This is a genomic window from Plantibacter sp. VKM Ac-2876, assembly GCF_015350715.1.
In the GTDB taxonomy this organism is placed as follows: domain Bacteria; phylum Actinomycetota; class Actinomycetes; order Actinomycetales; family Microbacteriaceae; genus Plantibacter; species Plantibacter auratus.
Window position 1 is genome coordinate 801,308 of record NZ_JADKSI010000003.1, and the last position, 23,009, is coordinate 824,316.

At 69.4% G+C, this 23,009-nt stretch carries 22 protein-coding genes; 6 read left to right on the top strand and 16 right to left on the bottom strand.

The window, feature by feature from the left end:
* Positions 1 to 6 precede the first annotated feature (6 nt).
* Both ITJ62_RS16220 and ITJ62_RS16225 read right to left on the bottom strand, forming a co-directional pair.
* Positions 7 to 957 (bottom strand): carbohydrate ABC transporter permease, encoded by a 951-nt coding sequence (locus tag ITJ62_RS16220; RefSeq protein ID WP_079002957.1) that lies wholly within the window; start codon positions 955 to 957, stop codon positions 7 to 9.
* The gene (locus tag ITJ62_RS16225) at positions 957 to 2,339 is read right to left on the bottom strand and encodes an extracellular solute-binding protein (RefSeq protein WP_194604262.1); all 1,383 of its coding nucleotides are present in this window, start codon (positions 2,337 to 2,339) and stop codon (positions 957 to 959) included. Before ITJ62_RS16225 ends, ITJ62_RS16220 begins: the two co-directional genes overlap by 1 nt.
* A gap of 150 nt (positions 2,340 to 2,489) precedes the next feature.
* Between ITJ62_RS16225 and ITJ62_RS16230 the strand changes: the two genes are divergently transcribed.
* Both ITJ62_RS16230 and ITJ62_RS16235 read left to right on the top strand, forming a co-directional pair.
* Positions 2,490 to 3,530, top strand: coding sequence for a LacI family DNA-binding transcriptional regulator (locus tag ITJ62_RS16230; protein ID WP_137243506.1), 1,041 nt, complete (start codon positions 2,490 to 2,492; stop codon positions 3,528 to 3,530).
* A 37-nt stretch (positions 3,531 to 3,567) separates the two neighbouring features.
* Positions 3,568 to 4,485, top strand: coding sequence for a carbohydrate kinase (locus ITJ62_RS16235; protein ID WP_194604265.1), 918 nt, complete (start codon positions 3,568 to 3,570; stop codon positions 4,483 to 4,485).
* Between the two features lie 18 nt (positions 4,486 to 4,503).
* On the opposite strand, the gene ITJ62_RS16240 is transcribed toward ITJ62_RS16235, so the two are convergent.
* A complete protein-coding gene (locus tag ITJ62_RS16240; RefSeq protein ID WP_194604268.1) occupies positions 4,504 to 5,136 on the bottom strand; it encodes a MerR family transcriptional regulator in 633 nt (210 codons plus the stop codon).
* A gap of 69 nt (positions 5,137 to 5,205) precedes the next feature.
* On the opposite strand from ITJ62_RS16240, the gene ITJ62_RS16245 reads away from it, so the two are divergent.
* Complete coding sequence (locus ITJ62_RS16245; protein WP_194604270.1) at positions 5,206 to 5,697, top strand: DUF4188 domain-containing protein; 492 nt, start codon at positions 5,206 to 5,208, stop codon at positions 5,695 to 5,697.
* A 3-nt stretch (positions 5,698 to 5,700) separates the two neighbouring features.
* Here the strand turns inward: ITJ62_RS16245 and ITJ62_RS16250 are convergent, their stop codons facing one another.
* The gene (locus ITJ62_RS16250) at positions 5,701 to 6,324 is read right to left on the bottom strand and encodes a hypothetical protein (RefSeq protein ID WP_194604273.1); all 624 of its coding nucleotides are present in this window, start codon (positions 6,322 to 6,324) and stop codon (positions 5,701 to 5,703) included.
* A gap of 46 nt (positions 6,325 to 6,370) precedes the next feature.
* A complete protein-coding gene (locus tag ITJ62_RS16255; RefSeq protein WP_079706939.1) occupies positions 6,371 to 7,639 on the bottom strand; it encodes an ammonium transporter in 1,269 nt (422 codons plus the stop codon).
* A gap of 179 nt (positions 7,640 to 7,818) precedes the next feature.
* On the opposite strand from ITJ62_RS16255, the gene ITJ62_RS16260 reads away from it, so the two are divergent.
* A complete protein-coding gene (locus tag ITJ62_RS16260; protein ID WP_194604276.1) occupies positions 7,819 to 8,130 on the top strand; it encodes a GNAT family N-acetyltransferase in 312 nt (103 codons plus the stop codon).
* A 7-nt stretch (positions 8,131 to 8,137) separates the two neighbouring features.
* On the opposite strand, the gene ITJ62_RS16265 is transcribed toward ITJ62_RS16260, so the two are convergent.
* Together ITJ62_RS16265 and ITJ62_RS16270 are read right to left on the bottom strand one after the other, a co-directional pair.
* Complete coding sequence (locus tag ITJ62_RS16265) at positions 8,138 to 9,538, bottom strand: BNR-4 repeat-containing protein (protein ID WP_228498551.1); 1,401 nt, start codon at positions 9,536 to 9,538, stop codon at positions 8,138 to 8,140.
* Between the two features lie 137 nt (positions 9,539 to 9,675).
* The gene (locus ITJ62_RS16270) at positions 9,676 to 10,944 is read right to left on the bottom strand and encodes an HNH endonuclease signature motif containing protein (protein ID WP_194604279.1); all 1,269 of its coding nucleotides are present in this window, start codon (positions 10,942 to 10,944) and stop codon (positions 9,676 to 9,678) included.
* Positions 10,945 to 11,213: 269 nt separating this feature from the next.
* On the opposite strand from ITJ62_RS16270, the gene ITJ62_RS16275 reads away from it, so the two are divergent.
* Entirely contained in the window at positions 11,214 to 11,804 is a 591-nt protein-coding gene (locus ITJ62_RS16275; RefSeq protein ID WP_194604282.1) for a DUF805 domain-containing protein, read from the top strand.
* A gap of 88 nt (positions 11,805 to 11,892) precedes the next feature.
* Here the strand turns inward: ITJ62_RS16275 and ITJ62_RS16280 are convergent, their stop codons facing one another.
* The gene (locus tag ITJ62_RS16280; protein WP_194604285.1) at positions 11,893 to 12,351 is read right to left on the bottom strand and encodes a VOC family protein; all 459 of its coding nucleotides are present in this window, start codon (positions 12,349 to 12,351) and stop codon (positions 11,893 to 11,895) included.
* 98 nt (positions 12,352 to 12,449) lie between these two features.
* Here ITJ62_RS16280 and ITJ62_RS16285 point away from each other — a divergent pair, with 98 nt between their 5' ends.
* Entirely contained in the window at positions 12,450 to 13,457 is a 1,008-nt protein-coding gene (locus ITJ62_RS16285) for a YafY family protein (RefSeq protein ID WP_194604288.1), read from the top strand.
* Here the strand turns inward: ITJ62_RS16285 and ITJ62_RS16290 are convergent.
* The 8 genes from ITJ62_RS16290 to ITJ62_RS16325 all read right to left on the bottom strand — a co-directional run bounded on the left by ITJ62_RS16290 (position 13,411) and on the right by ITJ62_RS16325 (position 22,976).
* Positions 13,411 to 13,998 (bottom strand): DUF1349 domain-containing protein, encoded by a 588-nt coding sequence (locus ITJ62_RS16290; protein ID WP_194604290.1) that lies wholly within the window; start codon positions 13,996 to 13,998, stop codon positions 13,411 to 13,413. The two genes, ITJ62_RS16285 and ITJ62_RS16290, sit on opposite strands and share 47 nt — an antisense overlap.
* Positions 13,999 to 14,033: 35 nt before the next feature.
* A complete protein-coding gene (locus ITJ62_RS16295) occupies positions 14,034 to 15,611 on the bottom strand; it encodes a glycoside hydrolase family 32 protein (protein WP_194604293.1) in 1,578 nt (525 codons plus the stop codon).
* A gap of 72 nt (positions 15,612 to 15,683) precedes the next feature.
* Positions 15,684 to 17,132, bottom strand: a complete 1,449-nt coding sequence (locus ITJ62_RS16300) for a glycoside hydrolase family 32 protein (protein WP_194604296.1) — start codon at positions 17,130 to 17,132, stop codon at positions 15,684 to 15,686.
* A gap of 10 nt (positions 17,133 to 17,142) precedes the next feature.
* Positions 17,143 to 18,183, bottom strand: a complete 1,041-nt coding sequence (locus ITJ62_RS16305; RefSeq protein ID WP_194604299.1) for a LacI family DNA-binding transcriptional regulator — start codon at positions 18,181 to 18,183, stop codon at positions 17,143 to 17,145.
* A complete protein-coding gene (locus ITJ62_RS16310; protein WP_194604303.1) occupies positions 18,180 to 19,094 on the bottom strand; it encodes a carbohydrate ABC transporter permease in 915 nt (304 codons plus the stop codon). The genes ITJ62_RS16305 and ITJ62_RS16310 overlap by 4 nt, the downstream gene beginning before the upstream one ends.
* Positions 19,091 to 19,972, bottom strand: coding sequence for a carbohydrate ABC transporter permease (locus ITJ62_RS16315; protein WP_056013507.1), 882 nt, complete (start codon positions 19,970 to 19,972; stop codon positions 19,091 to 19,093). Before ITJ62_RS16315 ends, ITJ62_RS16310 begins: the two co-directional genes overlap by 4 nt.
* Before the next feature lie 70 nt (positions 19,973 to 20,042).
* Entirely contained in the window at positions 20,043 to 21,404 is a 1,362-nt protein-coding gene (locus ITJ62_RS16320) for an ABC transporter substrate-binding protein (RefSeq protein WP_228498553.1), read from the bottom strand.
* Positions 21,405 to 21,485: 81 nt separating this feature from the next.
* Positions 21,486 to 22,976: a glycoside hydrolase family 32 protein gene (locus ITJ62_RS16325; RefSeq protein WP_194604306.1), complete on the bottom strand. Its 1,491-nt coding sequence runs from the start codon at positions 22,974 to 22,976 to the stop codon at positions 21,486 to 21,488.
* Positions 22,977 to 23,009 lie beyond the last annotated feature (33 nt).

The window sequence follows — 23,009 nt, forward strand, 5'->3', positions numbered from 1 at the left end:
GGGACCTCATCCGTAGAAGACGAAACGCTTGCTCAGTCGGAACTGTGCGGCGGTGACGAGCATGATCAGGAGCGTCAGCACGATGCCGATCGCTGCGGCGAGACCGAAGTCGAGCTGCTGGAACGCGGACTCGTAGATCACCATCACCGCGGTACGGGTGTCGTCTCCCGGCCCACCTCGCGTGAGGACGTACGGCTGGTCGAAGATCTGCAGGGCGCTGATGATGGCCATGACGGACGCGACGAGCATGGTGGGGCTCACGAGGGGCAGGGTGACGTTCCGGAACTGGCTCCAGCCGTACGCGCCGTCGAGCGACGAAGCCTCGTAGACCTCGCGTGGGATCGCGGCGAGTCCGCCGATGAAGAGCAGGAAGGTGAAGCCGAAGTTCTGCCACACGTAGACGAGGAGGACGACGATCTTCGCCCCGAACCCGGTCGTCAGCCAGCCGATGTTCCCGACGCCGAAGAGCCCGAGGAACTCGTTGACGAGGCCGAACTCCTGGTTGAACAGGTACGACATCACGAGCGACACGGACGCGGCCGACAGCACCAACGGGAAGAACAGTGCGGAGCGGAAGAAGGTGCGCAGCCACTCCGGCATCCGCGACTGCACGAGGATCGCGAGCAGGAGGGCGACGGCGAGCTGCAGCGTGACCGCAACCACGACGAAGCCGACCGTGTTCAGGAAGGACACGCGCACCGTGGGGTTGGCGGCGAGGTCGACGAAGTTGCCGACGCCGACGAACTCGGGTGCCGAGATGATGTCCCACCGGAAGAAGGCGAGGACGAACGACCCGATGATCGGGACGAAGCTGAAGAGTCCGAGGCCGATGAGCGTCGGGGCGAGGAACACCCAGACGAGCAGTCGGCTGCCGCGAGGAGCACGCTTGCGCCGTCCGGTCTCGGCCTCGGGCGGGACGACCAGTGCCCGGGTCGCCGTCGGTGACTGCAGTGCCATCATCGTCCCTTCAGCGCGAGCTCGAGGTCCCGCTGCATCGTCTCGAGGCCGCGGCGGACGCCGTTCGGGCCGTTCGTGATCGTGCCGACCACGTTCTTGATGAGGGCCGACTCCACGGCCGCCTGCTGGGGTGGCGCGGGCATCGGGCCGGTCGTCGGGAACCGGTCGAGGGTGTCGTAGAAGACCTCCCAGTGCTTCGGGCCGATGTCACCGCCGTACAGCTCGGCGTTGAGTGAGCGCCGGGGCAGCGACGAGTCGGGTTGGCTGTGCGCGATCGACATGCCCTCGACGGAGATGCAGTACTTCATCCACTCCCACGCCTCGTCCTTGCGTTCGGAGGTCTGCATCATCGCGTAGCCGCCGGCTCCGAACTGGTGGCGCTGTCCGCGCATCTTCGGGAAGTAGGTGACGTCGTACTCGTCGTCGCCGAGGCCGGCGTCGTTGAGGCCCTTGACCCAGAACCCGCCGGCCGGCGTCATGCCGACCGAGCCGCGGGAGAAGAGCGAGACGAGCTCGTTGCCGCCGCCCTGGGCGGGGTTCGCGGCGATGCCCTCGGAGACCATGCGCTGCAGGACCTCGAAGCTCTCGACGGTGCGGTCGCTCAGCGCGTCGGCGTTCTCCCACAGGTACCCACCACCACGAGGGGTCTCGTTCGGGTAGAACTTCGACCACATCCAGTCGCCGCCGGGTGCCTTCTCCTCGGTGAGGAAGCTCGTGTCATTGATGTACAACCAGGGCACGACACCGCCCCAGAGCCGGTTGTTCCAGAAGTACGGCAGGAACGATCCGGGGGCGCTGGCCTGCATGGTGCGGCCGACGGTGAAGAAGTCCTCGACCGACCAGTCGTCGCGCGGACGCTCGAGGCCGGCCCGCTCGAACGCGGAGGTGTTGTAGTACATGTTCGCCGCGTTGAAGTTGTCGGGCAGCTGGAACAGGTTGCCCTTGTACATGAACGACTCGATGAGTGAGGGGTTCACGTCGTCGAAGTACTCCTGCAGCTCGGCGGCGTCGCGCTGCACGTACTCGTCGATCGGGTGGGCGAGTCGCTCGGCGAACAGCTGCGTGCCCTCCGTGGCGACCGACACGATGTCCGGCGGGGTGCCCGCCGCGACCATCGTGAGGATCTTCGCGAAGAAGTTGCCCCAGTCCTGGCCCTGGATCGCGATGATCCGGACGGGGATGTCGGGGTGCAGCTTCTGGAAGCCGTCCACGAGCGACTGCCGGGCGGCGGCGTCCTGGGCGGTGCCGAAGAGGGCGACGGTGAGGGCGTCGTCACCTCGGCCGGGGATGTCTCCGCCGGTGAGGCGCGGCCAGGAGATGGCCGTGCCCGCCAGACCGAGACCGAGCAGGGCGAGTGCCGCCCTGCGACTCAGATCAACCACGTTGTTGCTCCTGCGAAATCGGGGCCGACCGTTCGCAGGGCGCGGACGATGAGCCGTGAATGAAGGTGCTGAACGGATTCAGCAAACGAAACATAACACAGCTCCGCGCGATATGCTGAACTGATTCAGCAAGCCGCACGAGGGAGTGTCATGTCCACGCAACGCCGCCGCACGACCCTCGCGGACGTCGCGGAGCGCGCGGGCATGTCCAAGGCAGCGGTGAGCATGATCATGAACGACCGCCCCGGGTCCCGGCTGTCCGCGGACGCCGTCGAGCGGGTCCGCGCCGCCGCGGCGGAGCTCGACTACCGCCCGAACCCCGCGGCCCAGGTGCTGCGCCGCGGGAAGACCAGGACGATCGGGTTCATCTCCGACGAGGTCACGCTCACCCGGCACGCCTCGGGGCTCATCGGCGGCGCGCTCGAGGTGTCGAAGGCCCACGACCACACGATGCTCATCGCGGAGACCGAGGGGATCGAGGGCGGCCTCGCCCGCGCCTTCGAGACGATGATCGACCACCGGGTCGACGGCATCCTCATCGGCCTCCTCGGCGCCCGCCTCATCGACCTCCCCGCCACCTCGACCGGTGTCCCCGTCGTCGTGCTCAACGGAGCGTCCTCCTCAGGACACGCGAATGTCCTGCCCGATGAGCGCGCGGCCGGGTACGCGGTCGCGAAACGGCTCGTCGACGCGGGTCACCGACGGATCGGCGTGGTCGGCGACCTGCCGCAGGACGTCATCAGCGACCCACGACAGAGTGCGACGGTGGCACTCCGCTTCGCGGGCATCGCCGCAGCGTTCGCGGAGGCCGGGATCGAGCCGGCGCGCGTCGACATCGTCGAGTGGCAGCCGGAACCGGGCTACGAGGCGACGGCCACGCTCCTCGAGCGCCACCCGGACGTCACGGCGATCCTCGCCGCGAACGACGGCGTCGCCTTCGGCGCCTACCAGGTGCTACTCGAACAGGGGCGTCGGATCCCGCAGGACGTCTCCGTCGTCTCCTTCGACGACGAGATCCTCGCCGGCTACCTGCGCCCGGGCCTCACCACCGCACGGCTGCCCTATCAGGAGATCGGCGCGCTCGGAGCGTCGATGCTCCTCGGCCAGCACGCCCTCGGGCATGAACTGGTCACGATGCCGATCATCGAGCGCGACTCGCTCATCGCCGCGGTGTCGACCGACGCCGGTTGACGCCACCCGACCCTCGGATCCAGCAGAGAGAGATGCCATGCACGCAGCCCCCACGACCGACGTCCTCATCGCCGGCGAGACCCTCATCGACATCGTCCGGCGGCTCGACCGGACGCAGGCGGAGAGCCCCGGCGGCAGCCCGGCGAACGTCGGGATCACCCTCGGTCGGCTGGGCCGCGCCCCGGCCCTGGTGACCCATGTGGGCGACGACGAGCGAGGCGCGGCGATCCGCTCTTGGCTCGACGCGTCCGCGGTGACCCTCGTGTCGGCTCCGACCGGTCGGACGTCCACGGCGCAGGCGACCCTCGACGCCGAGGGCGCGGCCACCTACGAGTTCGACCTCTCGCTCGATCTGGAGGCGTCGGGTGCGCCGGACGCCGCCGTCGTCCACACCGGCTCGATCGCCTCGGTCCTCGAGCCGAGTGCCGACCGCCTCCGCGAGCTGGTCGAGGCGCGTCGTCCCTCGGCACTCATCACCTACGACCCGAACATCCGGCCGTCGCTCATCGACGACGCGGCCCGCGTCCGTCAGGCGGCGCTCGACTGCATCGCGCGCGCCCACGTCGTGAAGGCGAGTGACGAGGACGTCGCGTTCCTGCTGCCCGGTGTGGCGCCGGTCGACGCCGCTCGGGAGTGGGTCGCGGCCGGGCCGGGACTCGTGGTCGTGACGATGGGTGGTGACGGGGCTGTCGCGGTCAGAGACGGTTCCGTGCTCGAGATCGAGACGCCGCGGGTGCAGGTGGCCGACACCGTCGGTGCCGGCGACACGTTCATGGGTGCGCTGATTGACGGACTGCTGACCGCCGGTATCGCGGGGCCCGGGGCCGAGGAACGGCTTCGTGGGGTGTCCGACGAGGTGCTGCAGCAGCTGCTCGACCGTGCCGCACGAGCCGCGAGCATCACGGTGTCGCGGCCGGGAGCGAACCCGCCCACCTCGGCGGAACTCGGCGCCTGAGGCGCTGGAGCCTGAGCGTCAGGACGGCTGGGATGCCGGGGCTTCCGTCCCGGCGAAGCGCTCCGACGACACCACCTGCTGGGCCGCCCGACGGAGGGCGAGGATCAACGGTTCGGTGAGCACGGTGCCGAGCACGATGTACTGCACCGCGAGCTCGGGGGAGTCCGCCGGGATGCCGTCGATCTCGGCCTCGGCGATGCTGCGCGCTGCGTCGACATAGCGGTCGAGCACCGCGGGTGGCACGGTGAAGCCGGCTCGCTCGAGGGTGTCCAGCGCCCCGGCCAGGCCGGCGAGGAGTCCGGGATCGCACTGCGCCTCGATCCCGCCGAGTCGTTCGTAGAGCTCCAGTGCGCGGGTCGTGTCGACCGGACCGCTCGGGCGCGGGGTGACGGCGGTGTGGGCGACGCCGAGGAGGTCGTACGGACCCGCCGGCGGCGAGTCGAGCGCGGCGACGACGTTGCGGGTCTCCGCGATGCTCACGCCGGCGGTGAGTAGTGCGCGGATCACGCGGAGCCGGGACACGTGTGCGTCGCCGTAGCTCGCCTGGGTTGCCGAGGTGCGCTCGCCCTCCCGGAGGAGTTGCTCGCGCAGGTAGTACTTGATGGTCGCCACCGGCACCTCGGACACCGCCGCGAGTTCCGAGATCCTCATCCTGTCCCCCTCGTCTGGATAGTGCTACTATCCAACTTGGATAGCGTCACTATCGAACAGGAGCAGTCTATGTCACGCGTCGTCGTCGGCCGAATCACCCATCGTCACGAGGGTGAGCTCGTCGTGTTCCACATCGGGATGACCATCAACCAGTGGTGGCGGGTGGACAAGTGGCTCCCGATCTTCGGTGACATGCCGCGCATGCTGGAGGAGCTCATGTCCGACCCGGAGTCCGGGCTCCTCGGTTCGCACATCCTGATCGGTTCCAGCGGCCCGTACCTCGTCCAGTACTGGTCGTCGATCGACAAGCTCTACGCCTACGCGTCGGCACCGGCCTCCGCCCATCGGCCTGCCTGGTCCCGGTTCAACAAGCGCGCCAGGTCCGCGCCGAAGGCCGTCGGCGTCTGGCACGAGACGTTCCTCGTCGATCGCGCCGAGAGCATCTACGTGTCGACCCCGTCCATGGGGCTGCCCGCGGCGACCGAGGCGGTGCCCGTCGGGTCGCGGCAGCAGCACGCGCGACAGCGGTTCGCCGACGGCCGGACCGCCGGTCAGCGGTAGCGGTCAGCGGTAGCGCGGCGGAACGGCGAACGGCGCAGAGACGAGGGCGGCACCCTGCGGCACCTCGCCCTCGCCGCGCCGGATCGGACCGCGCAGGGCGAGGGTGATCCGCAGGCCGTCGGCGGGATCGTGTGCGGTCTCCGGCTGCTCGAAGTTCAGCGTCGGAGGGTCCTCCGAGGTGCTGTAGCTCAACAGGATCATCGAGCTCGACCCCGAGGCCCGCAGCCGCGGTCTCGAGAGACGCACCGAGGATTCGCGGACGGTCAGGACCTCGTCGCGGTGCAGGATGCGTCCGGGGCCGTTCAGCTCGTTCCCGCCCGCGCGGACCGCGACCTGTGGGCCGGCGAAGCCGACGATCGCGTGGTTCATGTCCTCGGGAGCGGCGATGAGTCCGGCGGCGTCACGGAGCTCGACGACCTGCAGGCGCCAGCGGATGCGGCGGTCGACGTCGGTGCTCGTCCAGACGTCTCGCACGCTGCCTCGGCCGCGGTCGAGTGGTTGCCGCACGAGGTCGGCGAACCGGACGAGCCGGGGCGCGCCCGGGTCGGCCGGTGGTCGTGACGCGACGTCGACGAGGACGAGATGAGCGGGGGTGGCAGCCGGTTCGGGTCCAGCTGCTCCGCGCATCTCGTCCTCGTCGGGTCGGGTCGGGCAGGTCGTTCAGGCCGGTGGATCAGGCCTTGGTGTCGACCAGGACGTACCCCTCTTCACCGTGGACCACGGTGTCGATGCCGGCGATCTCGTCCTCGTTCTTCACGCGGAAGCCGATCGTCTTCTCGATCGCGAAGCCGATGATGAAGGCGAGCACGAAGGAGTAGATGAGGACGGCGAACGCGGCGATCGCCTGGACGAGCAGCTGCGAAGCGTCACCACCCATGAAGAGGCCGGTGCCGTTGGCGAAGAAGCCGAGGTACAGGGTGCCGATGAGGCCACCGACGAGGTGGATGCCCACGACGTCGAGCGAGTCGTCGAAGCCGAGCTTGAACTTCAGCTCGATGGCGAGGGCGCACACGACACCGGCGACGAGGCCGAGGACGATGGCCCAGATCGGGTGCAGCGAACCGCACGCCGGGGTGATCGCGACGAGACCGGCGACGGCGCCCGATGCGGCACCGACGGAGGTCGGCTTGCCGTCCTTGATCTTCTCGACGACGAGCCAGGCGAGCAGGGCTGCTGCCGGGGCGGCGATGGTGTTGACGAACACGAGTGCCGCGGTGCCGTCGGCAGCCAGTTCCGAACCGGCGTTGAAGCCGAACCAGCCGAACCAGAGCAGACCGGCGCCGAGGAGGACGAACGGCGGGTTGTGGGGGACGTGCACGCCCTTCTTGAACCCGACGCGGCGGCCGAGGACAAGTGCGAGGGCGAGGGCTGCAGCACCGGCGTTGATGTGGACCGCGGTGCCACCGGCGAAGTCGATGACGCCGACGCCGAAGACGTCCTGCAGGCCGTGCGTGATCCAACCGCCGTACGCGAAGCTGCCGTCGTCGGCGAGGCCGAAGTTGAACACCCAGCTCGCGACCGGGAAGTAGACGACGGTCGCCCAGATGCCGGCGAAGATCATCCAGGATCCGAACTTCGCGCGGTCGGCGATGGCGCCGGAGACGAGGGCGACGGTGATGATCGCGAAGGTCGCCTGGAACGCGACGAAGGCGAGTGGCGGGTAGGCCGCTCCCTCAGGCGTCTCGAGGGCGGCGGTCAGGCCGATGTTCCCGGTGTCGATCGCCCAGGGGGCGACGGTGCCTTCGGAGCCGGGGAACGCGATCGCGTACCCGTAGAGCACCCAGAGGACGCCGATGAGGCCGAGTGCGCCGAAGCTCATCATCATCATGCTGATGACGCTCTTCGCCTTGACCAGGCCGCCGTAGAAGAACGCGAGCCCTGGTGTCATGAGCAGCACGAGTGCCGCTGATATCAGGATGAACGCTGTGTTTCCTTGATCCATTCGAGGTGCCTCTCCGCAGGGACGCGGCTGGAGCGCGTCGGGTGCGCCCAGCGTGACACCGGCGTGTTTCCGATGGCCTGTGCGCGTGTTTCCGGCACGTTGCGGAATCGGCCGCTGCGTAAACAGCACATGACGGATCGCTCGACGTACAGTGGGGGACGAATGGAAGGGAGCCCCCGATGTCGACATCGAGCACACCCGAGGACGGCGCGCAGGTCGTCCGCAACGACGAGCGTCACGAGTACGAGATCCGGGTGGGGGAGCGCGTCGCCGGGATCGCCGGGTACCGGGAGGAACCGGGGCGCATCCTGTTCACCCACACCGAGATCGATCCGGACTTCGGTGGGCAGGGGCTCGGCAGCGTCCTCGCCGCCGCGGCGCTCGACGATGCGGTCGAGCGAGGACTGATGATCGTGCCGTACTGCCCCTTCATCCAGGCCTACCTCCGCAAGCACCCGGACTTCAGTGGCGAGGTGTCCTGGCCCGAGTGACCGGTCGTCAGTCGGTGCGTGGCAGCCTGAGCAGGACGGCCTCACACCGGTAGTCCTGCGAGCTCGCCATGCTTCCGCGGAACCAGAGGAGCGAGACGGTCGAGGGGTCACCGGGTGCGACGATCGGTCGCAGGTTGTCGACGTCCGAGCCCTCGGTGACCGGTGTCCAGGTCCAGGTCGCCCCGTCGTCATCGGTGCGACCGTGGAAGATCTCGTGGTGGGCGAGCGGCCGGTCGTCTCGGGGATCGATCGGCGTCGAGACGTAGAGCGAGTCGAGGTCGCCTGGGTCGATCGCGGCGAGTCCGGTGTAGTCCTGCTCGTGCGGGAGGAGGCCGGGGCCTGCGAGGGCGAGTGGGTGCACCTGCCAGGAGCCGCCGGGCGTGAGGCGGGCGAAGAGGAACCGATGGTCCAGGACGGGCCGGAGGCGTTCGGTCGCCTCGTCTGGATGTGCCGGTCCGTCGTCGGCGCGGGCGGAGACCACGGCGGCCACGGTGCCGTCGGGGGCTCGCCGCACGTCGACGGTCCAGCAGTGGGAGAGTCGGTCGCCGGCCCAGCTGCCGCCGTCGGGCATTCGTGAGCCGGCGGCGACGAGGGTGGTGAGTTCGACCTGCGATGGTGCATCGCCACGCAACGGATGCGGGTCGACGACGGCGCCGTCGGTTCGGTGGAGCCCGTCGGCGTCGAGGAAGCCGTGGTAGATGCTGTTGTCGTAGTCGCGCGGGTGGTGGTCGGTGGTGATGAGGTCGATGCGACCGGGGGAGGAGACGTAGCGCGTGTAGCCGTTGACGTAGCCGACCTTCGGCCGTGTGAACAGCTTGCCGGCGTAGCTCCAGGTGTCGCCGTCGTCGTCCGACACGAGCGCGCATTGGTCGTCGTTGACGGCGCGCGCGAAGCAGTACAGGCGGCCGTCGAGTTCGTGGAGGTTCGAGTAGGTCACGCCGAGTCCGCCGGTGTGGGCACTCCAGTCGAACGTGTGCTCGGGCCCCCACTGGCGCGGGTTGTGCGGTTCACTGATGCGCCAGCGGGTGAGGTCGTCGGTCTTGTGGCGGGTGTACATCGCGAGCCAGCGCCCGTCGCGCCGCCGCCAGAGGGCCGGCACATCGTGGTCGTCGGACTCGAGGCGTTCGTGCAGGACGACGATGTCGGCGGCGCCGGTGCTGAGGTCGGTGACGGCGACCTCGACGTTGCCGCCGCGCTGCTCGCCGTCGACGCCGCCCGTTGACGCGATCGACCCAATGACGAGGAGGTTCGAGACCGGATCGACGAGTGCGCGTTCGTCCTGGAACCAGCACCAGGCGGCGTTGTCGTTGACGACGATCGGCGTGGTGGGGTGCTCGTGTCGGCGCAGCATCGCGGCCTTCCGGGTGGGGTTCCGGACGAGGCTACCGGTGCGAGCGGCGCTCGGCAAGCGCTTTCCCCGACGTAATGGGGCTTGGAGCGCCCTCGGACCGGCAGAGGGGCCGGGCGCACCCCGGGTGGGTCTCCTCCGGTCACCGAGGTGTCACGACTCAGCTGCCCTTCGACAGGCTCAGGGACCGGCGGAGGTCAGAAGGGCGCGGGATCGGGTTCGGTCCGGTGGTGTTTTCCGTCGGGCGTCGTCCACTTGAGCACCCCGCCGGGCCCGTGGTCGAGGTTCCACCCGGGCAGGTGCTTCATCCGGTGGTGATGTCGACAGAGGCAGGCGAGGTTGCCCACATCCGTCGTCCCGCCGTCCTCCCACGCCACCGAATGATCGAGGTCGCAGGCCCGGGCTCGTCTCCCGCAGCCAGGTGCGCGACAGGTGCCGTCCCGAAGGCGCACCGCCCGTTGGAGGTCGGCGGGAACGCGGTACTGATTCCGCCCCACCGAGAGGACGGCGCCGGTCTCGGGTTGGACGAGGATCCGGGTGAAGCTGGGTGCGTTCACCGCGATGCGGGCGGCGGTCTCCGGGTCGATCGGACCGTAGCCATCGAGCATGCCGGGTGCGTCGGAGACGCCGGCCATGGTGAGTGCCGGGACGGTGATCTGCACGGTCGGTTTGATGTGTTCCTGGACTTCAATCGGGTGCGGGAGGACCGGTCTCGTCATGACGTCGTCAGGCGTGACGCCGGTGAGCGCGAGCGCCGCGAGCGCGTCCGCCTGCAGCTGTGCGCACGTGCGGGTATCGCCGGCCTGGCGTGACTCCGCGGCCGCTGCTTCGACCCGCTCGATGATGCCCTGCGCGATGGGTGCGGTGGTGAACAGGTGCACCCACGCCATCCCGTCGGCGGCAGGCTCGAACTCGACGCGACGGTCCGCTTCGGAACGCTTCGAGCGGGTCGTGATGGATTCCGGGTGGAGGCGTTCGCGCAGGACGCGGGCGCGCCTGCGGAGCTCCGCGTCGGTGGTCTGCTCGGCCACGGGCAGCACCTTCGCGAGGAACACCGCCCGTCCCTCGGTGGGGACGTCGCTGAGTTGATCGGTGATGGTCTTGGCATGCCGAGCCGAGATGCGACCTGCCTCCAACGACTCGAGAACGGACGGGGCCTCGTTCACGAGCGCCTCAGCGTCGTTCGTGGCCCGCTGCACGGTCTGCTCAGGTGTGCGGGTCGCCATCGCGAGGGCCGCGCAGGTTGACCGGCGAGACAGGGCACGGCGTTCAGCGGGCGGGAACGCGGCCGGGACCACCGAGTCGGCGAAGGCATCCGCGTACGCGGCGGAGCGGGCCAGCAGGCGCGCCCTGCGTGCGTCCAAGACGGCCTGCTGCCGGTGGATGTCCGCATACTCGTCCGAGAATTGCGCGAGCTGCGCGGCGTACTCGTCGCCGTCGCGGATCGCGGTGGTGGTCTCGGTCATGGGACAAGTCCACCATGGACCACTGACATTCCAGATGCCGAGTTGTGCCGGTTGGGGAAGTCCTCCGTGCGCCCTTCGACAAGCTCAGGGACCGGGGACGGGCCGGCCGGATCGGCGAGTTCCCCGTGGCCCTTCGGCAGGCTCAGGGACCAGCGGTGGCACGACCGGCGCGGAGCATGCCCGACGGCGGGCACCCACGCAAGTCGTTCGGCGGTGGACGGGTGTTCTGCCAGGATCGCAGTGACCCTGCACCACGATCGAAAGACACCATGAGTTCACACGCCACCCCCGAGTACCCTGCGACGCCGACGTACGGGCAGCCGTACGCCCCCGCGCCGATCCGCGGCGCCGCCTCACCGGACGACCTGTCGCTCCCGCTCTACGGCGCGACGTTCCCGCAGGCGGTCAAGCGCTACCTCCGGAAGTTCACGACCTTCTCCGGCCGTGCCTCGCGGAGCGAGTACTGGTGGGTCGCGCTCTTCATCTTCCTCGTCACGCTCATCCCGAACATCCTCTTCGTCACGGGCATCGTGATGGGGGCGGCCTCGGCTGCTGCGCAGCGCGAGCCGGTCGTGTTCGACAGCAGCACAGGCTCCCAGACGTACTACACTCAGCCCGGCATCCTCGAGATCCCCGGAGCTCGCACCCTCATCCTGATCGGGCTGGTGCTCCTCGCGCTCATCTGGCTGGCGACCATCGTCCCGAGCCTGGCCCTCATCTGGCGCCGTCTCCATGACGCCAACTTCCCGGGGCCGTTCTACTTCCTCTCGCTCATCCCGTCGATCGGCGGGATCATCCTCTTCGTGCTCGTCCTCCTGCCCTCGAAGCCTGAGGGGCAGCGGTTCGACAGGGTGCGCTGAACCGCTACCTGACGACCGGAACAGGCCGGTGTGGACTGATGTCCGCACCGGCCCGTTCTCCGTCCGCTCCAGGACGTGCGCGAACGCCTCAGCCGGCCGCCGCGACGTCGAGCACCCACGTGACGCCGAACCGGTCCGTCACCATGCCGAAGCCGGGGCTCCATGCAGAGGCCGCGAGCTGCTCGACGACCGAACCTCCGACGACGAGTCGGTTCCAGAACACTTCGACCTCCGCGAGTGTCTCGCCGCGCACCGCGACGAAGCAGGACTGTTCGGTGACCGTGGTCCCATGCTCGCGGCGGGTCGTTCCGGAGCCGATCAGGGACGCCGACGGAGCTCCGGGGCTGTCGTACGCCATCACTCGGAAGCCGTCCTCGGATTCGACCTGACCGAACACGACCAGCTCGGCACCCGGGGCCTCCTTCGGCATTCCGAAGTCACTGTAGCTCGCGATCGTCGTCCGCCCGCCGAAGACGGACTGGTAGAACTCCAGCGCAGCGCGGGCGTCGCCCTGGAAGTTGAGGTGGGTCGTGGTCGTGATGCTCATGCGTGCTCCTCGAGTCGTGCCGGGCTCTTCCCGGTCGAGCACCACTGTCCCAGGCGTCTAGGACAGATCATGTCCTGCACTCGGACTACGCTCGCACCATGGCCTCACCGACCTCCCGACTCCTGCAGTTGCTCTCGCTCCTGCAGGCACGACGCGATTGGCCGGGCGCCCTGCTCGCCGACCGGTTGGACGTCAGCCATCGCACGATCCGCCGCGACGTCGACCGACTCCGGGAGATGGGATATCGCATCGAGGCCACCATGGGGCCGGACGGCGGGTACCACCTCGACGCCGGCAGCGAACTCCCGCCGCTGCTCTTCGATGACGAGCAGATCGTCGCGCTCACCATCGCCCTCCAGACCGCCGCCGTCGCGGGATCCGGATTCGAGGAGCCCGCGCTCCGAGCGTTGACGACCGTGCGGCAGGTCCTGCCGTCGCGGCTGCGGCATCGACTCGACGCGCTCGACGTCACCTCGGTGCCCCGCTCAGGCGACGGACCGACCCCGCAAGTGGCCGTGCCGGTCCTCCTCGCGTTGTCCGCAGCCATCCGCGCGCGGGAAGTGCTCCGCTTCGGGCGATCCGACGATGATCCGGAACCCCCTCGACGCGTCGAGCCGCACCACCTGGTCACCTCCCAGGGGCGCTGGTACCTCGTGGCCTGGGATCTCGATCGCGACGACTGGCGGATCTTCCGCGCCGACCGCATCGTGCCGAGGACGCCGACCGGACCGCGGTTCCGTCCGCGTGAGGTGCCGGGTGGAGACGTGCAGGCGTTCGTGGCTGCACGGTTCAAGGGTTCAGAGCAGACCGACGCCTGGCCCTGTGTCGGCACCGTCGTGCTCCACCTGCCGTTCGAGGCGGTCCGACCGTTCGTCGGCGACGGCACCGCCGAGCCCCTCGGCCCGGACCGCACGCGCTACACCGCCGGCGCATGGTCGTGGGTGGCGCTCGCCGCCTCCGTGAACCGCTTCGACACCGATGTCGACGTCGTCGAGCCGCCCGAGCTCGTCACCGCGTTCGCGCAGCTCGCGGAGCGCAATGCCGCGACCGCGCAGACGGTCAGCCGTGGAGCGCGTCGTCCGGCGGACCGAGACGCACGGCGGTGAACCGCACGGTGAGGCCGGCGCGAGTCGGGGCCGCGCAGAAGAGCCCCGCCTCGACGTCGGTCTCCGGGTCGAGATGGGCGACGCGGACCAGTCGCCAGGCTTCGCCATCCACCCGGGCACGCACGGTCACGGCGTCGCCGTCTCGGCTCGCGCGCACGGTGACCGTTCGTCCGAGCCAGTCCGGGACCGGTGCCATCGACCAGTCGGAGGTGCCGTGTGTGACGACCGCACCGAGCTGGGCGACCCCGTCGGACACCTCGACCCCGGCCTTGATCCACGTCGTTTCGGACGCGCGGAGGAACACACCGGCCTGATCGAACTGCTCGGAGCCGTCGAGGACGAACGACACTTCGATCGCCGCCCGTCGCTGCATCGGCGCGATCAGCGCGTGCTCCGTGTCGTGGACGAAACCGTAGGAGGTGTGCCGCCAGGCGTCACTGCCCTCGACGGCGGTGACGAGCAGGGAACCGTCCGGCTCCGTCGTCACCGCCGCAGGGGCCGTCGTCCAACGCCCGTGTTCGACCAGGTTCTGCAGATCCATCCGTCCATCCTGACGTATGAATGCGAGTGCTCGCCTCAGATCACCGTGCCGAACTCGCGGATCGTGATCCCCGAGGCGGTCAGCGGGCCGCCGTCGGTGTAGAGCGAGATCCCCGTGTCGCCCTCGGCGAAGTGCACCTGCTGCGAGACGACGGTGTGACCGGCGTTGACGAAGACCTCGACGCTCTGCGTGTCGACGAAGACCCGCAGATGGACCGAGTGTGCAGCCGCGTCGATCGGCGCTGCGGCTCGAGTGTACGGCTGCAGCGAGAAGCCGGCCAGGTCGGACGGTGCGCGGTCGACGTAGAGCTCGGCCCCGGCCTTCCCGATGTTGGTGTGGCGAGAGCCGTCCGCCGAACGCCCGACGGAGAGACCGACGTTGGTCGCGGTGTCCCAGGTGAGGTCGAGCTCGATCTCGTACGCCCGGCCGCTCCAGGGCAGGACGGTGCTCCCGGTGACCGTCTGGTCCGGGAGGGAGACGGTGGAGGTCGCATACCCGGCGAGGGCGTCCACGGGTGAGCTGAGCAGGCTGTACCGACCACCGGACTGCGCCTCGAGTCGCAGCTCCCGGACGACCGAGTTCTGGCCGTTGTAGCCGTCCGAGGCGTCGGTGGGGACGTCGCGGGCCGCGTACTTCCAGTTGTTCATCCAGGCGATCGCGAGCCGGCGGTCGTCGGGCGACTCCGCCTTCGGCCAGGTGACGGCGGCGTACCAGTCCCAGCCCCAGTCCAACCACTGCGGGGTGAGGTCGTCGGCCGTGAACCGCGTCCCGTCCCAGGTGCCCGTCCAGTAGGCGTAGGTCATCGGCAGGCCGATCGAGTAGGCGTCCATGCTGGCGCCCAAGACCCAGTGCCAGCTGCCGTCACCCGCTCGCATCCGGAACAGGTCCGGGCATTCGATGCCGCCGAGGTCGTGGTTCGGGAAGTCGAAGTTGTGCTGCAACTGCCACGTCGTGAGGTCGGGCGAGGTGTAGAAGGCCGCGTAGCGCGCCCGGCCGATGACGCACACCCATTCGTTCCTGGCCGCGTCCCAGTGGACCTTCGGGTCCCGGAACCACTCGGCGTTCTCGATCTCCGCCGTGGTCTGGGCCGCACGTCCGTCGGTGTTCACGATCACGGGGTCGGGGAGCATCGTGAACGTGAAGCCGCCGTCCGTCGACCAGTAGAGGTACTGCTCCTGGTACTTCCGGACGCCGTCCGTGGGCTGCGTCGCGAGGGCGATGACCGCACCCGCCCCGAAACCGGCGGTGTTCGCCGTGTCGACGACGGCGGATCCGGACCACACCGGGAAGTCCGGCTGCAGCGGCATGACGGTCCCGTGGTGGGTGAAGGCGACGCCGTCGGTCGTCGTCGCGTGATCCCAACCGCCCGGACCGTTGTTCTGGCCGGAGTGCAGGTAGTACAGCTGGTACGCGCCGTTCGTGAACACCGGTCGTTGCGGGTCGCAGAGCCACCCCGACGGCGGCGTCATGTGGAACACCGATCTGAGGGAGGCCTGCGCCTGGGCGGTGGTCTGCGCCTGGGCGGCGAGGGGCGTGCCGGCACTCGCGAACAAGGCGAGCGCTCCGAGGCCGGCGCCCTGGAGGACGGTCCGGCGGGAGAGGTCGTGCGTCATTGCTGTTCCTTTCGTCGGTGCCGCGGGCGCGCCGAAGGCACCCGTGGCGGGGATGGTGCGGTGGAGGAATGCTCAGGCGAGCGCGTGCACCTGGTCGGTGGCGGGCGCCCGGTCGAGGACGGCGACGGCGACGGCGACCGAGACAGGACTGGCGCGTTCGCTCGCGAGGGTCAGCGTCGGTCGTCCGCTCCCGAGGAGGACGAGGTCGGAGACGGTGGCGAGACCGCCGTCGACGAACAGCTCGAGCAGCGGGCCGTCGAGGCTCAGGAGGAGCCGCGCCGGACGATCGCCGGTGAGCGGGACGATGCTCGTCGAGGCGAAGTCGGGGTGCACCGTGTCCATGGCGCCGCCCGACCGGGTGACCGCGAGTGACGCCGCCGCCGGGTCGTGGACGATGAGGACCGCCCCGTCGGTGTCGGCCGTCAGTCGGAGCCGCAACTCACCCGTGACCGACGGATCCCAGCGCAACTCGACCACGCCGTCTCCGTCGAGCGCCAGGTCGACGGCGTCCGAGGACAGGACGACGGTCGTCGGTTCGATCGCGGCGAGTCGTTCCCTGACGAAGGCCGGCGGCTCCTGCACGAGTCGCGGCTCGCCGTCGACCGTGGTGAGAGAGAGGCGTCTGGGGAGCGACATTGCTCCCCGCCACGGCGAGGCGGGGAGGTCGGCCGCGTAGCGCCAATTGCCCATCCAGCCGAGGATCACCGCTTCGCCGTCCGGAGCGCGGTCGAACCCGACCGCGGCGTAGAAGTCCCGACCGTGGTCGAGCCGCTGCAGCTCGGCCCGCTCAGGCGTGAACACCGAGCCGTCGAAGTCGCCGACGAGATAGCTCATCGACGACCCGTCCGGGTCCTGCGCGTCGCCGACCGGGTTGGTGCTGAGGAGCAGGACCCACCGGATCTCGTCCGGGCGGCCGTCCACCGCGAGCGGGATAAGGTCGGGGCACTCCCACACGACGCCGGTGGGACCGAACGGACCGACGGTGCTGACGTGCTCCCAGGTGCGGAGGTCGGTGGAGGAGTACACGAGGACCTGACGCTCCACGGCCTCCACCGTGAGCATGATCCAGCGGAAGCCCGCGGCGTCCTCGTACCGGATGATCTTCGGGTCGCGGAACGCGTGCGAGCCGCGGTCGAGGATCGGGTTCTCCGGGTCGCGCTGCCAGGTGAGCCCGTCGTCGTCACTGGTCGCCCGCGACTGCGCCTGCCGACCGTCGGTGGACACGCTCGTGTAGTACGCCGTGAGGCGTCCGTCGGGACCTGCGGCGACCACGGATCCCGAGTACACCTGCTCCTCGGCGGTGTACCGCAGGGCGACCGGATGCTCGTCCCAGTGCTGCAGGTCGACGCTCGAGGCATGACCCCAGCTCATGTTGCCCCAGTCGCCACCCTCCGGGTTGTACTGGAAGAAGGCGTGCCACCGCCCGCGATGGAAGACCAGGCCGTTCGGGTCGTTCATCCAGTTCCGCTGCGGCGTCAGGTGGAAGCCGGGCCGGGGAAGGGCGTGCTGCTCGTCGTGCACGATCGCGCCCTCAGACGGAGTGCCGCGGGACGGCCGGGCAGGCGATGAGCTGCGGCCCGTCGGGCAGCGCGGCGTCGAGACCGAGCAGCCGACGGACACCGGCCGCGCCGAGCTCGTAGTGGGGGAGGGCGACCGTCGACAGCGGAGGCCGGAGGTGGGCGGCGATGACGTCCTGGTTGTCGAAGCCCATGACGGCCATGTCGTCGGGGATCCGCAGTCCGCGCTCGCGCAGGCCGTCGTAGAGTCCCATCGCCACGCGGTCGTTGTGGCAGAACACCGCTGTGGCGCCCGAGTCGACGACCTCGGCGGTCGCCGCGTACCCGCCCTCCTGCTCCGGCGAGGCCGGGAACACGAGGGCGTCGTCGAACGCCACCCCCGCCGCCTGCAGCGCCGATCGGTATCCGGCGAGCCGGCCGGTCTGTGCCGGTGAGGGGGTCGTCGTGTTGACGAACGCGATCCGTCGGTGGCCGGCCGCGAGCAGCGCCTCGGTCGCGGTCCGCCCGCCCTGCTCCTCGTCGGGGACGACGGCCGGGAGCCCGCTGCCCGCGGCGTAGCAGTCCACGAGCACCGTGTCGGTCTGGAGGAGTGCCTCTGGCACGGTGATCTCGTGGTGGAACCAGGTGGAGTAGAGGATCCCGCGGACCTGGTGCTCGAGCATCATCGCGATCGCCTCCTCCTCGGCGGCCGTGTTGCCGTCGGTGTTGGCGACGAGCAGGACGTAGCCGTGGCGCCACGCCTCGTCCTGGGCGCCGTGGATGATCTGGCCGGCGAACGGGGTCGTCGCGATCGCGTCGGCGACGAGGCCGATGAACCGGGAGTGCCCTTGGGACAGCGTCTTCGCGAGCGCGTTCGGCCGGTAGCCGAGCTCCGCCACCGCCTCGTGCACCCGACGTTTGGCGTCCTCGCCGATCCGCGACCCCGGCTTGTCGTTGACGACGTGCGAGACGGTCGCCACGGAGACGCCGGCGGCCTTCGCGACGTCGCGCATCGTGATGCCCGAGGTGTTCTTCGGGTGGTCCGCGCCGGGCTTCGGCTGGTCGGTGCTGCTCATCCCTTGGTCGCTCCGCTCTCGAGGCCGCTGATCATCGCTTTGTTCAACACGAGGAACACCAGCAGCAGCGGTGTGACCGTGACGCAGACGGCGGCGAACGTCGCCGTCCAATCAGTGTTCCCCATCGCCCCGATGTAGTTCTGCAGGCCGAGCGGGATGGTCTTCAATCCGTCCGAGAGCACGAAGGTGTTCGCGAAGATGAAGTCGTTCCAGATGAAGATGCTGTTGACGAGCACGACGGTGATGATCGTGTTGACCGAGAGCGGGAACGTGATCTGGCCGAAGATCCGGTACGGGCCCGCCCCGTCGAGCGACGCGGCCTCGTACATCTCCCTCGGGATGTACTCGTAGAACGAGGAGAACAGGTACACCGCCATCGGCAGGGCGAACGCCGCCAGCGGGATGATCATCGACAGGTGGGTGTCGAGCAGACCGACCTGCGAGTAGTCGATGAACAGGGGAACGAGCGCGATCTGCACGGGCACGATGATGCCGAGGAGGAACAGGCCGCGGACGAGCCCGCTGAACCGGAACCCGAGGACCTGGAGCGCGTAGGCCGCCATCATGCCGGCGATGACGATCAGGGCACTCGACCCGAGGGTGACGATCAGGCTGTTGACGATGTTGAGCCCGAGGTTGCCGGTCGAGAACGCTCTGGCGTAGTTGTCGAGCGTCCACTCGGACGGTAGCGCGAAGGGGTTGCCACCGGCGAAGTCCGCCGCCGTCCGGAAGCTCGTGAGGAGCAACCAGACGAGCGGGTAGACCTGGACGAGCACGATCGCGACGACGGTCACGGTGAGGATCGTCCGCTGCACCCGCACGCGCGGGGTGTGCCGGGGCTTCCGCTTCGGTGTCGGTGCCGCCGGGAGCGCGACGTGTTCGGTCGGCCGGGCGGGGAGGGTGGCGGTCATGACTTGTCCTTCCGTCGGAGCAGCAGGAAGATGAGGCCGACGGCGACGAGACACTCGACGACGATGAACATGGAGATCGCGCTGGCGTAGCCGTAGTCCGTGTGGACGAACGCCGTCTTGTACATGTAGGTGGTCAGCAGCTCGGACGACTGACCGGGACCGCCGTTCGTCAGCAGGTACGGGATGTCGAAGCCGCGGAGGGCGAAGGTCGTCGCCATGACCGTCGTCGTGATCCACACCGGCCGGATGTACGGGAAGCGGATCCGCCAGAAGATCTGCCACCAGGAGGCGCCGTCCAGCCGGGCGGCCTCCTCGAGGTCGCGGGGCACGGCCATGAGGGCGGCGTAGATGATGAGCATGTACAGGCCGGTGAACCGCCAGCCCTCCGGGATCGACACGGCTGCGAGGACGGTCTGCACGTTCGACAGCCAGGCCGTCTGGAGGTCGCCGAGTCCGACCCACGCGAGCAGCTGGTTGATCAGCCCGACCGGTTCGAGCGCGTACAGCCGCTGGAACAGGATGGCGATCGCGACCGTCGAGATGACGGCGGGCAGGAGGTACAGCGTCTTGACGAGCTCGCGGGCCCGGGGGAGGGCGGTGAGCAGTCCGGCGACGAGGAGCGCGCCGCCGAGCTGGAGCACCAGACAGATCGCGAGGTAGCCGAGGGCGTTGCCGAAGGAGGTCCAGAACACGTCGTCCCGGGTGAGCATCTTGACGTAGTTGTCGAGTCCGACGAACGCCATGTCCGTGATGCCGTCCCACGAGAAGAGGCTGAGGAACAGCGACTGCACGATCGGCAGCAGTACGGCGACACCGTAGAGGACGAGGGGCGGCACGAGGAACACGAGCACCGACAGGGTCGACCGGCGGGGCAGCATCGACGTGGACATCGGCTTCCGCCGCCGCGGTGGGCGGGCCGGTGCCGCGCCCACCGCGGTCCGGGTGAGCTCAGTCATCAACGTTCTCCGTGAGGGCCGCGTCCATCGTCTTGATGAACTCGTCCGGCGTGATGTCGCCCTGCACGAGGAGGGTCAGCTCCTGCTGGAGTCGGGTGTTCGTGGCCGGGTCGAGCTGGGTGTCCCAGGGCATCGCGATCGCCGGTCCGACGCCGTCGGCCTGCGCCACAGAACTCGCGTACAGCTCGGTCGCGTTCGCGGGGACGGTGGTCTGCGCGGAGGTCGTCGGCGACAGCGCGCCCGTCGCCGCGTAGAGGTCCGGGTAGCGCTCGAGGGCGAACGCGAGGAAGTCGCGGACGAGCGGGTCGTACGTCTTCGCGTTCACGGCCATGCCGATGCCGGACGGGGTGACGTACTCGTTGTCGGCGGTGACGGCACCGTCGATGGTCGGCAGGGTGAAGGTGCCGACCGCGTCACGGACGCCGGGGTCGAGCGCATCCGTCGCGAGGTTCGAGAGCTCCCAGGTGCCGATGTTGTAGACCGCGGCCTTCCCCGAGGTGAAGAGCGCCTGCGCGTCCGCGTAGCCGGTCGAGGAGAAGCCCTCCTGGAAGCAGCCGGCCTGCCCGAGATCGTACAGCCACTCGGCTGCGGCCTTTCCGGCCGGGTCGGAGAAGGAGGCTTTCCCGGCCTTCAGGTCCTGGATGTACTCAGGACCCGCCATCCGGAACGGGTAGTAGGCCATGTATCGTTCGAGCGGCCACTGGTCCTGCCCGTCGAGCGCGATCGGGGTGACGCCCTTGGCGCGGAGCGCCTTGCACATGGCGGGGAAGTCGTCGAGCGTGGCCGGGACGGTGACACCGGCGTCCTCGAGCAGGGAGCGGTTGTACCAGAAGAACTCCAACTGGAACTCGAACGGCACCATGTACAGCGAGCCGTCGTCGAACCGCTGGTAGTTGAGCGCCGCCTCGCGGTAGGAGTCGGCGAGACCGAGGTCCTCGAGGAGCAGGTCGACGTCGACCATCCGGCCCTGCTTCGCGAGCTTCTGCGCGAACGGGGTCGCGTCGGTGTCGAAGAGCTCGGGGAGCTTGTTCGCGGCCGCGAGGGTCTCGTACTTCTGGATGTAGGACGGGCGGTCGGGCGTCGTGATGAGGTTCAGTGAGAAGCCGGGGTGGTCCTTCGCGTACTCGTCGGCGATCTGCTCCATCGCGGTGATCACCCCGCCGTCGGCCGGGCGGGAGAGCAGCCACGAGATCTCGCGGGGGACGATGTCGCCCTTCGGGTCGACGTCGGTCGGGTCCGTGGCGCTCGATCCGCCGGCGCAGCCGGAGAGGGCGAGTGCTGCAGCGGCGACGAGCGCCACGAAGGCGGTGCTGCGGGTGGGGCGCATGGTGCGGGGGCGTGCGGTGGTTGGCATGGTCGGAATCTCCGTTGATCGATCACAGGTGGGTGCGGGTGTGCGGGTGGTGGTGCAGCAGGGCGGAGCGTGGTGTCGGGATCAGGACGTGGTGCTGGTGAGGAGTCGGTGTGAGGTGGGGTCGTCGTCGGAGTCGCCGCCGTCGCGCGGCAGGAGCGTGCACGCCTCGACGGTGACGGTCCCTTCACCGACGAAGACGCCGACGCGACCGGTCGGTCGGTCGTAGAGGCGCGTGCTGAGGACGACCGCGTCGTCGACGGTCGCGACGCAGAGGTCGCCATCGACGATCACCTCGAGCTCGTGCAAGCCGGGGGCGAGATGGCAGGGGCGTTCGAGTTCGACGACGAACGGGACGTCGCCCGAGATCTGCCACTGCTCCGTGCCGGTGCTGGAGCGGGGCCAGCGGTCGAACACGAGGCGGTCGCGCTTCGGCTCCAGGCGCAGGACGTAACCCTCGTCGCCGTCGTCGCTCGCCCGGAGGAGGACGCCGCACTCACTCGTGCCGGGGGCGATGTCGAACCGGGCGACCAGCCGGAAGGAACTCGGCGCGTCCACGGCCGACAGGGCGTCGGCGTACCCGTCGGGGGCGCTCAGGACCGTGCCCGAGGTGATGGCGGCGTCCGTCCGCTCCTCGGCGGGTCCGAACGTCTCGCGGAGTTCGACCGGCGGATGGAAGGCGAGGGTGCCGTCGGCACGCTGCTCCGCTTCGAGGACCGACATGGTGCCGGCCCACTGCCAGGCGCCCGCGTCGTGGGCTCCCTCACGCGAGGCGATCCAGCCGAAGAAGAACCGGCGTCCGTCGCGGGCGGCGGACTTCGCCGCATAGTAGGCGCGTCCGTCGAGCGTGTCGTGCTCGGGGACGAGCCAGGGGCCGTGCAGGGTGCGCGACATCCGGTAGCGCGTCGTGAACGACTCGCTGAACTCGGAGTACACGAGGTACCACCAGTCGCCCCATTGGAAGACCTCGGGGCACTCGTGGGCGATGTAGCGGCGCGGGTCCCAGAACGGCTCGACGGGTTCCCAGGTCGAGAGGTCCGTGGAGGTGCACTGGGCGATGACGCCGCGACGCCGTTCCGGGCCGTGTGCGTGTCGGGCGGTGATGAGCATCCGCCAGACGGCCGCGTCCTCGTCCCAGAAGACGAAGGGATCCCGCCAGTCGGCGGTCTCATATCCTGCGGTGGCGCCGAAGGTGTCGGCCTCCCGGCGCTCCCAGGTGCGCATGCCGTCGGTGCTGACGGCGTGCATGACGAGTTGCAGCGCCAGACCGTCGGCACCGCGGCGCTCCGGGTGCTGTCCCGTGTAGAAGACGTGGTGGACCCCGTCGGGGCCCCGGACGATGCTCCCCGTGTAGACGTTGAAGTCCGGCGCGGACGGTCCGCCCGACGCCAGTGCCTCGCCGAGGTCGTCGAAGTCGACGAGGTTCCGGGTGGTCACGCGATGCCACGGCATGCCGATCTTGGGCACGCGACGCGACTCGTGCAGGTAGAGGAGGTGGAAGACACCGTCCTCCTGCCAGGGGATGACGTCTCCGACCCATGCGCCGTTCGGCTGGTGGAACCCTCGTTGGTTCATGACGTCCTCTGCAGTGAGTGGTTAATCGGTTAC

Coding starts and splice junctions, on each gene's coding strand:
- ITJ62_RS16235 (WP_194604265.1), top strand. CDS start 3,568: ATGCACGCAGCCCCCACGACCGACGTCCTCATCGCCGGCGAGACCCTC.
- ITJ62_RS16270 (WP_194604279.1), bottom strand. CDS start 10,944: ATGACCGAGACCACCACCGCGATCCGCGACGGCGACGAGTACGCCGCG.
- ITJ62_RS16250 (WP_194604273.1), bottom strand. CDS start 6,324: ATGCGCGGAGCAGCTGGACCCGAACCGGCTGCCACCCCCGCTCATCTC.
- ITJ62_RS16285 (WP_194604288.1), top strand. CDS start 12,450: ATGGCCTCACCGACCTCCCGACTCCTGCAGTTGCTCTCGCTCCTGCAG.
- ITJ62_RS16295 (WP_194604293.1), bottom strand. CDS start 15,611: ATGACGCACGACCTCTCCCGCCGGACCGTCCTCCAGGGCGCCGGCCTC.
- ITJ62_RS16280 (WP_194604285.1), bottom strand. CDS start 12,351: ATGAGCATCACGACCACGACCCACCTCAACTTCCAGGGCGACGCCCGC.
- ITJ62_RS16275 (WP_194604282.1), top strand. CDS start 11,214: ATGAGTTCACACGCCACCCCCGAGTACCCTGCGACGCCGACGTACGGG.
- ITJ62_RS16220 (WP_079002957.1), bottom strand. CDS start 957: ATGGCACTGCAGTCACCGACGGCGACCCGGGCACTGGTCGTCCCGCCC.
- ITJ62_RS16245 (WP_194604270.1), top strand. CDS start 5,206: ATGTCACGCGTCGTCGTCGGCCGAATCACCCATCGTCACGAGGGTGAG.
- ITJ62_RS16310 (WP_194604303.1), bottom strand. CDS start 19,094: ATGACCGCCACCCTCCCCGCCCGGCCGACCGAACACGTCGCGCTCCCG.
- ITJ62_RS16320 (WP_228498553.1), bottom strand. CDS start 21,404: ATGCCAACCACCGCACGCCCCCGCACCATGCGCCCCACCCGCAGCACC.
- ITJ62_RS16315 (WP_056013507.1), bottom strand. CDS start 19,972: ATGCTGCCCCGCCGGTCGACCCTGTCGGTGCTCGTGTTCCTCGTGCCG.
- ITJ62_RS16260 (WP_194604276.1), top strand. CDS start 7,819: ATGTCGACATCGAGCACACCCGAGGACGGCGCGCAGGTCGTCCGCAAC.
- ITJ62_RS16290 (WP_194604290.1), bottom strand. CDS start 13,998: ATGGATCTGCAGAACCTGGTCGAACACGGGCGTTGGACGACGGCCCCT.
- ITJ62_RS16255 (WP_079706939.1), bottom strand. CDS start 7,639: ATGGATCAAGGAAACACAGCGTTCATCCTGATATCAGCGGCACTCGTG.
- ITJ62_RS16305 (WP_194604299.1), bottom strand. CDS start 18,183: ATGAGCAGCACCGACCAGCCGAAGCCCGGCGCGGACCACCCGAAGAAC.
- ITJ62_RS16325 (WP_194604306.1), bottom strand. CDS start 22,976: ATGAACCAACGAGGGTTCCACCAGCCGAACGGCGCATGGGTCGGAGAC.
- ITJ62_RS16230 (WP_137243506.1), top strand. CDS start 2,490: ATGTCCACGCAACGCCGCCGCACGACCCTCGCGGACGTCGCGGAGCGC.
- ITJ62_RS16240 (WP_194604268.1), bottom strand. CDS start 5,136: ATGAGGATCTCGGAACTCGCGGCGGTGTCCGAGGTGCCGGTGGCGACC.